This window comes from Halalkalibaculum sp. DA3122 (genome assembly GCF_043951865.1).
GTDB lineage: Bacteria > Bacteroidota > Rhodothermia > Balneolales > Balneolaceae > JAMQKA01.
Genome location: NZ_JBINJF010000064.1, coordinates 1 through 7,547, shown reverse-complemented (window position 1 = coordinate 7,547; position 7,547 = coordinate 1). Strand labels below are relative to the sequence as shown.

4 protein-coding genes are annotated in these 7,547 nt (G+C 49.8%); all 4 read left to right on the top strand.

The genetic code is table 11. From position 1 onward, the window contains the following. Nucleotides 1–523 precede the first annotated feature (523 nt). The 4 genes from ACG2F4_RS18945 (at nucleotide 524) to ACG2F4_RS18930 (ending at nucleotide 7,118) form a co-directional block, all read left to right on the top strand. Nucleotides 524–1,183: a hypothetical protein gene (locus ACG2F4_RS18945; protein WP_395262517.1), complete on the top strand. Its 660-nt coding sequence runs from the start codon at nucleotides 524–526 to the stop codon at nucleotides 1,181–1,183. A gap of 1,004 nt (nucleotides 1,184–2,187) precedes the next feature. Further along, nucleotides 2,188–6,207 carry a T9SS type A sorting domain-containing protein gene (locus ACG2F4_RS18940; RefSeq protein WP_395262516.1) on the top strand — a complete coding sequence of 1,340 codons (4,020 nt, stop codon included), beginning with the start codon at nucleotides 2,188–2,190 and terminating at the stop codon, nucleotides 6,205–6,207. Between the two features lie 27 nt (nucleotides 6,208–6,234). Further along, the gene (locus ACG2F4_RS18935) at nucleotides 6,235–6,930 is read left to right on the top strand and encodes a hypothetical protein (protein WP_395262515.1); all 696 of its coding nucleotides are present in this window, start codon (nucleotides 6,235–6,237) and stop codon (nucleotides 6,928–6,930) included. An 11-nt stretch (nucleotides 6,931–6,941) separates the two neighbouring features. Continuing rightward, nucleotides 6,942–7,118 (top strand): hypothetical protein, encoded by a 177-nt coding sequence (locus tag ACG2F4_RS18930; RefSeq protein ID WP_395262514.1) that lies wholly within the window; start codon nucleotides 6,942–6,944, stop codon nucleotides 7,116–7,118. Nucleotides 7,119–7,547 lie beyond the last annotated feature (429 nt).

The following is a 7,547-nucleotide window of genomic DNA, read 5'->3' as shown; positions in this document are numbered from 1 at the left end:
CGTCTTTTTTGGTTTGCCATAACTAGTGTTTGTCATAAATTTCGGCAACAATCTATGGCTTAACTGGGTGTCCACCAAAATGTAGCAAGTTCAACAGCTTCCAGCTTTAACATTGTTTCTTAACTTCTTGGGGCAGGCCTTTAATCTCCCCTTGAGGGAAGCCCCCCCCGAAGGCGGGAGGGGTGTTATTCTCTGATTTTAGACTTGTACCATCCGACCCAATCACCAGATCCACGCGATTGGCCTACCCTCCTCAATGAGGGACTGTTTCCTTGCCATTTCAAGGCAAACAGGCATCCGGTTGAGACAATTATGTCGAACTCAGGTTGGATTATGTTATCCTAATATTTTAAAGCGCCCTTTATTGCATTTCAGGATAGGGTCAGGGTTTTTTACATCACTAAATATTGCTTAATTATTTATCCTTTTATATAATAAAAACAGTCACTTATATATAAAGTTAAAATAACTACGGCTGTCACACAGAGTGTCATCTACAAATAAATCTACCTAGAGGGGTAAAATGAAAAAATCGTCAATTCTCACGTACTTTCTGTCTGTAGCGGTGTTATGCCTGACAGGTATCTCCTGCAATCTTAATTCAAGTCACGAGGCCGACCTGGAAAAGACGTTGGAACCGGTAGAGGAAGTCACGTTTATCAACGGGACGGAAAACACCACCATTACGGTAAATAAAACCGGCAGTTCTCTTTATGAAATTATGTTCAAGGGAGTCGGAAGCAATAACATCATAGCTGATGGCAACCACGAGGGGTGGTGCCTCGACTGGCAAACGCCGATCGAGTCGGACAACGGCACGTACGAGGGCATCAAACTGTATTCAACATACCGCGTAGAAAAGTGGAAGCCGATCAATTATTTCCTGAACATCAGGGATGAGTTGAAGGAGCAATACCCGGAGGTAACTTGGCGGGAGTTCCAGATCGCAATATGGTCTCTGCGAGCCAATCCGCCCTTTGACCTGGAGACAATATCGGTCGAAGATCTGCCTGCGGTGGTCAAAAAAGATGGGCAGCCGAACTTTAGTTATGACCTCGTAAACCAGATACTTGCCCAGGTTGAGAGTGGCCATCAGAATTTTGAATATGAGGAGGGAGTACAGTTTGCCGTCATTGCGGAAACGCCGGTGGATGTACAGACGCTGTTCACTGTAGTGGAGTGAAGGAGGGGAGACGCAATTAATTTAAAAAGAATTGGATGGGAGTATGGGCTTTCCCCCTTGTGGCTGTGATGATTGAAGAGCGAGAACTGAAGTTCGAAGGGGGCGCAGGGGGATGACCAGTGAGGAATGAAAAATGAAGAATTAGAAATGATGAATTTCGAAGGGGAGATCGTATGAACGTGTTAAGCAATTGTTCCGATACCTGAAGAAGTTCTGTCTGACGAGGGAGCGAGCTACAAAATATACAACTTGGTCTTTCCCGGCCTTGAATGGGGCCCGGAAGCCGAAGCAGGCGGGTGTGGATGTTGCACCGGTGAGAACCTTGATAGCGAGCAACCGGCGTGACGGACCATCAACATCCACGCCTGCACAGGCGGCAGCGTTTGCCCCATTCACCGCCTTGATTGTTGAGTCCCTTTTGTATCAAGACGAGGGACACCTCTGTTGAGGAAAATAATATTCTCTGAGGGATTACCATATAGAATGCATCGATGTAACGTGAGGCTGTCCAAAAAGTCTCGACAGATAGTTGCATTCATTAATAATTTAGGTTTGTGGAAGAAATGGAAGATCAATCCTCCTGTCCTCCTTCTCCAAGGAGGAACTCAATGATGAAAAAACAGCTCTTCATATATGGAATGAGCGACCATAAAGTCCCTCTTGGAGAAGAGAGATTTAGGGAGATTGACCACGCCTTGATTATTTAAGTGGCGTTCCCCCTTATTGGACTTTTTGGACAGCCTCTACCAGCATTTTGCAGTGCAGTTATGGTACCGGGACTGGGTTTCAGGAGTACGGGATCCCGATCATGGTTGTAGTTGGAAATCATTACGCATTTTATCAGTTATAAAAGAGGTTGAAAAGATTTCATTCAGCCTGTTCAAGCGGAATATGATATACTGTGTGCAGGCATCAAGTTATATTATAAGATTCGATTTTTACCGAAATTTATAATATTATTTTGGCTTAGATTAATATGTTTTTACTAACTGGTTCGGGGATAGATGAACTACTTCAGGAATGTGCAAAAGCTGGCCGGAGGGGTGATATCGTTCATCCTCTGCTGCCTGTTTATGATTGCCATACCCTTGAGAGCCCAGGAAATATTTCCGGACAATCCAGTTGAGCCCTCCGATCGCTGGATCACCTATTCGAGTAACGACCTGTTCTTGATCAATGAGGAGCCGGCACCACGAGGTACGGTCGTCCAGGTGTTTGATCCGGATGGAGTGCTGTGTGGAATAATTGTAACGGAAGAGAGGGGGCGGTTCGGGCCGATGAGAGTCTACGGAGATGATCCCGGTACCGAAGTCGATGAGGGCGCGGAGCCGGGCGACCCGTTGACACTCAAGGTCAATGGAGTGGAGGCGGTTCCGGAAGAGCCTGAGAAACTGGTGTGGGCCGAACAGGAAGAGCGTATACTGCTGGATATCAGCATTACAGGTCCGACAGTTTCCGTCAGCCAGCCGGTTCTTGATTTAGGGACCGTCAGGGCGGGAACCACGATTGATCAGAATTTGACGATAGAGAATACCGGGCTGGAAGAGCTCCGCATCGACTCCATTACGGTTCTTCCGGGTGCGCTTAACCCGGCCTTCACATTTAACCCGGAAGAATCGCGGATTGGCGTCGACAATCAACTGGAGGTGCAAGCTTCGTTTAATTCCCGGGACATACAGGGTGATATTCGGGGCGTTTTGCTGGTATACTCAAATGCCCTGAACTGGATGCCAACACAACTTAACCGCCTGGAGAAATCTGCTCCTTACGACCTCGATTACGATATTACGGACATTCCTTATCTGGTTCCATTTTCTGCAACGGTCGAGTCGGGGGTCATTCCGTCGGATCAATGGATCAGTTTCTATAGTGAGGTCAATACGACACTGGATGGAGAGCCGGTACAGCCAGGGACGGTGATCAATGCCTACGACCAGAGTGGAACCATAGCGGGTTCGGATACGGTGGAGTATCCCGGCGGATATGGAATGAAGGTGTACCGGGACAATCCTGAAACCCGGGTGGATGAAGGTCTTGAAGAGGGGGAAGTTATTGAATTCAGGATTGACGGGTTACCGGCAACCCCGGTCAATGGCGTAACCCCGACATGGACTCTGGAAAACGAACATTCGTCGTTGCCGCTCCGGGCGACTTCAAACAATCCGCCGGAAGTGGTACAACCTGTTGAAGACCAGGAGATGGATGTCACGGATCAGGCGATTACCCTGAACCTGGAGAACTATTTTTTGGATCCTGAAGGAGGGCCCTTGACGTTCAGCGCCATGGCGGAAATTCCCTCTGTTGCCGCGGTGGAAGTCAGTGGCAGTACGCTCACAATTGAAGCGCAGTCGCCGGGCACAACAACAGTGGGAGTTTGGGCGGAAGATGACCAGGGGGGCACAACCCAACGGTCTTTTTCCGTGACCGTTACAGATTCGCCTCCGGCAGCGCCTGGAAATCTCTTTGGATACCAGTCGGCGGATACCCTCATTACGAGCTGGTCACCCAGTGAAGCCCCCGACCTGCAGGGCTACAAATTATATCGCTCCACCGAAAGCGGGTTTTCCGTCAATGAACAATCCCTGCTTACCGATACATTGACAACCTCCTCGTTTCATGATCTCGAGGTCGAGGGGGAACAGTTCTACTATTACCGGGTGGCGGCTTATGATACGGCGGGGAACCAGAGCGAATCTTCTGACGAAATCTCGGTCTACTTTGACAACACTCCGCCTTCGGCTCCCGGGAGCGTAACAGCCGAAAAGTTTGACCTGGGGGTCCGGATCGATTGGGAAGCCGTTGAGGCGGCAGATTTTGCGAGCTACCAACTGTATCGGGGCCGGGATGCTGAATTTTTACTGAATCAGCAAACTTTGCTCGCCGGGGGACTGAAATCCGCTCACTTTAGTGATACCCTGGGCGCAGTCCAGGGAAGGTTTTACTATAAAGTGACGAGTCTGGATACCACCGGGAATGAGAGTGAGGCTTCAGAATTGCTGGCTGTCGAATATGATAAAAATCCGCCGGAAGCGCCCCTCGGTCTGGAGGGAGAAATTACCGGAGATGGAATACTTTTGACCTGGCAACCCGTGAATACCGAAGACCATCATCACTATGAAGTTTTCAAGTTGCCTGAACCTGATTCCGGCTTGAACGATGCAGAGCATCTGACCAGTACGCAGGATACGACGGCTTCCTACTCTGTTGCGGGCTCTGCCGGCACGCATTACTATACGGTAACAGCCGTGGATACGGCGGGAAATGCAAGCACTCCGGCCGAAGTAGTGGATATCCAGTTTGACCAGGAGGCTCCACCGGTTACGCAGAACCTCAAAACGACGGTAACCGATACCGGTGTTGTACTGCAGTGGGACGAGGCTGTCAGCGACGATCTGGCTGAATACCGGGTATACAGGAGTGATACTGAGAGTATTGAGCAGACGGTCGACTTTTTACTGGCCGATGAAATTACAGATACGCTCTTTACGGATCGGCCGGGTGAGCGGGAGAGCTATCTGTATTACGCGGTCACCTCGGTGGATACGGTCGGTAATGAAAGTAACTTGTCGAGCATTCAGAGGGTCTATGTTGACAACATTCCCCCGCGTGCACCAGAGATTACCGACATCGAATGGGAAGAAACGGGGCTCCGGGTTGAGTGGTCTCCGGTTGAAAAAGGAGATCTCCATTCCTATGCGCTGTACCGGAATACAACGGCGGGAGAGTTCGAAAAATCACAGTTGCTGGAGGATTCCCTTTCCGCTACCACGTTTTTGGATGAGACGGTGACGGGAGGTACTACCTATTATTACAGCATAACGGCAACCGATACGCTTGGGAACGAAAGTCCCTGGTCAGAGGCGGCCAGTAAGTCATACATCAATGAGTGGAGCCATATATATGAGCCCGGCTGGCATCTGGTAAGTCGACCGATTGCGGTGGCAGACAGCGCTGTCGAAACGCTGTTCCCGGGCGTCGATCCTCAAACATTGTATGCCTATGACGGCAGCTATCGTCCTGATTCGGTGGTAGCCGTCGGGGCGGGATACTGGCTGCGTATCGATGAGCCAACCGAGGTGATGATGAAGGGACCGCCCGTTGAGCAAATTTCGGTTCCTCTGAAAACCGGCTGGAACTTGATTGGGGCCCCGGTGGACTCGGTACTGGATCTGGCGATGGTTCAGGATCCGGGAAATATTATCATTGACGGCACTTACCAGGGCTATGCCGGGGCCTACCAGGCGGTCGAGAAGCTGGTTCCGGGCCGGGGCTATTATGTCCGTGCCGCTGAACCGGGAACCATCGTAGTGGGGGCTGGCCGCAAGACAAAAGAGAGGGAAAAAGTCGATCGGGAAACGGTAGCGGTCTCCGAAGTAACCGACCGTTTTGACCGCCTTACTTTCGGCAGCGGAGAGGTAACGCAACATCTTTATATGGGAGGCTCGCTCAGCGGCGACTGGAGCAAGCGCAATTTTTCACTGCCCCCGGCTCCCCCGCAGCCTGTGCTGGATGTACGGTTTGACGGCGACTACCGCCTTGCGGAAAAGGATAGCGTACTTATAGAATTGAAGGCCGGGAAATATCCGGTATCTGTTGAGCTGAACCATAGTCAGCATGCGGGTACTTATGAGTTAAAGCTGTTCAGGAAGGGACAGCAAACGGAAACAAGAACGCTGGCTGCGGGTGATGTTCGCTACATCAACGACCCCGTAGATTATATTGCTCTTTTCCCATTATCCGATAATCAGCAGGCGGTGCCTGAGCAGGTAGAGCTGAAACCAAACTATCCCAATCCATTCAACCCGTCAACAACAATCCGGTACGCCATTCCCGAGGCGCTCAAGGTGACGCTGGAGGTGTACGACCTGCTGGGACAAAAAGTGGCGACGCTGGTGGACAAAGAGCAATCCGCGGGAAACTACCAGATCCCGTTCAATGCATCTGATCTCTCCAGCGGACTCTATTTTGTGCAGATACGGGCCGGTTCGTACCAGGAGGTCCAGAAAATAACACTGGTTAAATAACTGAATTTTGGAGTCGGCTAAACAACCATGCGAGTATTAGTCATTTATAGCATTCTTGCATTTATCATGACCCAGTGTCCGCTTGAGGAGCACCGGTTTACGGCATCGGTAAATCCTCCGGGAACTGGGACGGTAAGTACAGATACCGCCTACTATCGTGATATGGTCACCATCGAGGTTCAGGCTGTTCCAAATGAGGGGTGGGAGTTTGCCGGCTGGTCGGGGGATACGGCGTCTACCGAAAATCCGCTTATCTTTACCATTACAGAAGAGACCGACCTGGTGGCTAATTTTCAACGCCCGGAAGCTCCCGTGGCCGCTTTTACGGAAGAGCTGACAATATCGGACGGGAAGAACAGCAGTACCCTGTTTTTTGGAATGCAGGAAGAGTCGACCAGTGGCTTCGACCCTTCAGCTGATATCGAAGCGCCTCCCGCTCCACCCGGAGGCTCGTTTTACGCTTTCTTTCGAATTGAAGGGTATAACCTGCGGGGCGATATGCGCCCGGTTACCCGCGATGAAGTGGTATGGGAGCTTGCGATGGCCCCGGAAGAGGGAGAAGGGCCAGTCAGGTTAAGCTGGGATCTCAGTAGTACCCGGCATGTCGGTTCGTTGACCCTGGCAGATAGTTCCGGGTCGCCAGCTGTTGAAATTGATATGAAATCAGAAAACAGCTACGAGGTGGACGATTCCGTGAATCAATTATACCTGATCAGTAATTGAGGGGATTTGATATGGAGTGCCAAGAGGCACTGCAAACTGTTATTTTGCCAATATCGGCATCTTTGCGCATTCCAAATCCTCTTTTGTGGATTTTAAGCGGCGGCTTTGAATTCGATCACGGTGTTCTCGGACAAAACTCTTGGTTTTTCAAAAATTCATTCCATTCATTAGGACTTGTAAAAAATTAAGAAAGCCTTTCCCACCGCAGAGGTGTTCCTTTTTGTGTGAACAAGACACCCAAAATTCACCGGCAGAAATTAGTTATTGGTTATTAGTTATTAGTTAAGACCTATAAATAACTAATAACTAGTAACAAATAACCAAACCGCGCCTTCGCTGCGTTTGCCCGGGGCGGCTCAGAAATCGCCATGCCGGAGAGGATAAGACCATTTTCTACGCAAGCGCCCAAAGTCCAGAAAATCCCTGCTACAGGTGCCAGCAACGTCTCCCAACGTTGATAAGCAGGAGCCACAAAAGAAGTTCCAATAGAACAACATCTGGGATTTTATGGTGAATGTTGCAGGTTCGTTTTTTCTTCACTGAAAAAATGAACATCCCTGTTTGTCAATAATAACTTATTTAGTTCATCTAAGGCACCATATTGGCATAATCGAATC

Excerpts from the sequence above, each read along its gene's own strand:
- ACG2F4_RS18945 (WP_395262517.1), top strand. The coding sequence starts at position 524 with ATGAAAAAATCGTCAATTCTCACGTACTTTCTGTCTGTAGCGGTGTTA.
- ACG2F4_RS18940 (WP_395262516.1), top strand. The coding sequence starts at position 2,188 with ATGAACTACTTCAGGAATGTGCAAAAGCTGGCCGGAGGGGTGATATCG.
- ACG2F4_RS18935 (WP_395262515.1), top strand. The coding sequence starts at position 6,235 with ATGCGAGTATTAGTCATTTATAGCATTCTTGCATTTATCATGACCCAG.
- ACG2F4_RS18930 (WP_395262514.1), top strand. The coding sequence starts at position 6,942 with ATGGAGTGCCAAGAGGCACTGCAAACTGTTATTTTGCCAATATCGGCA.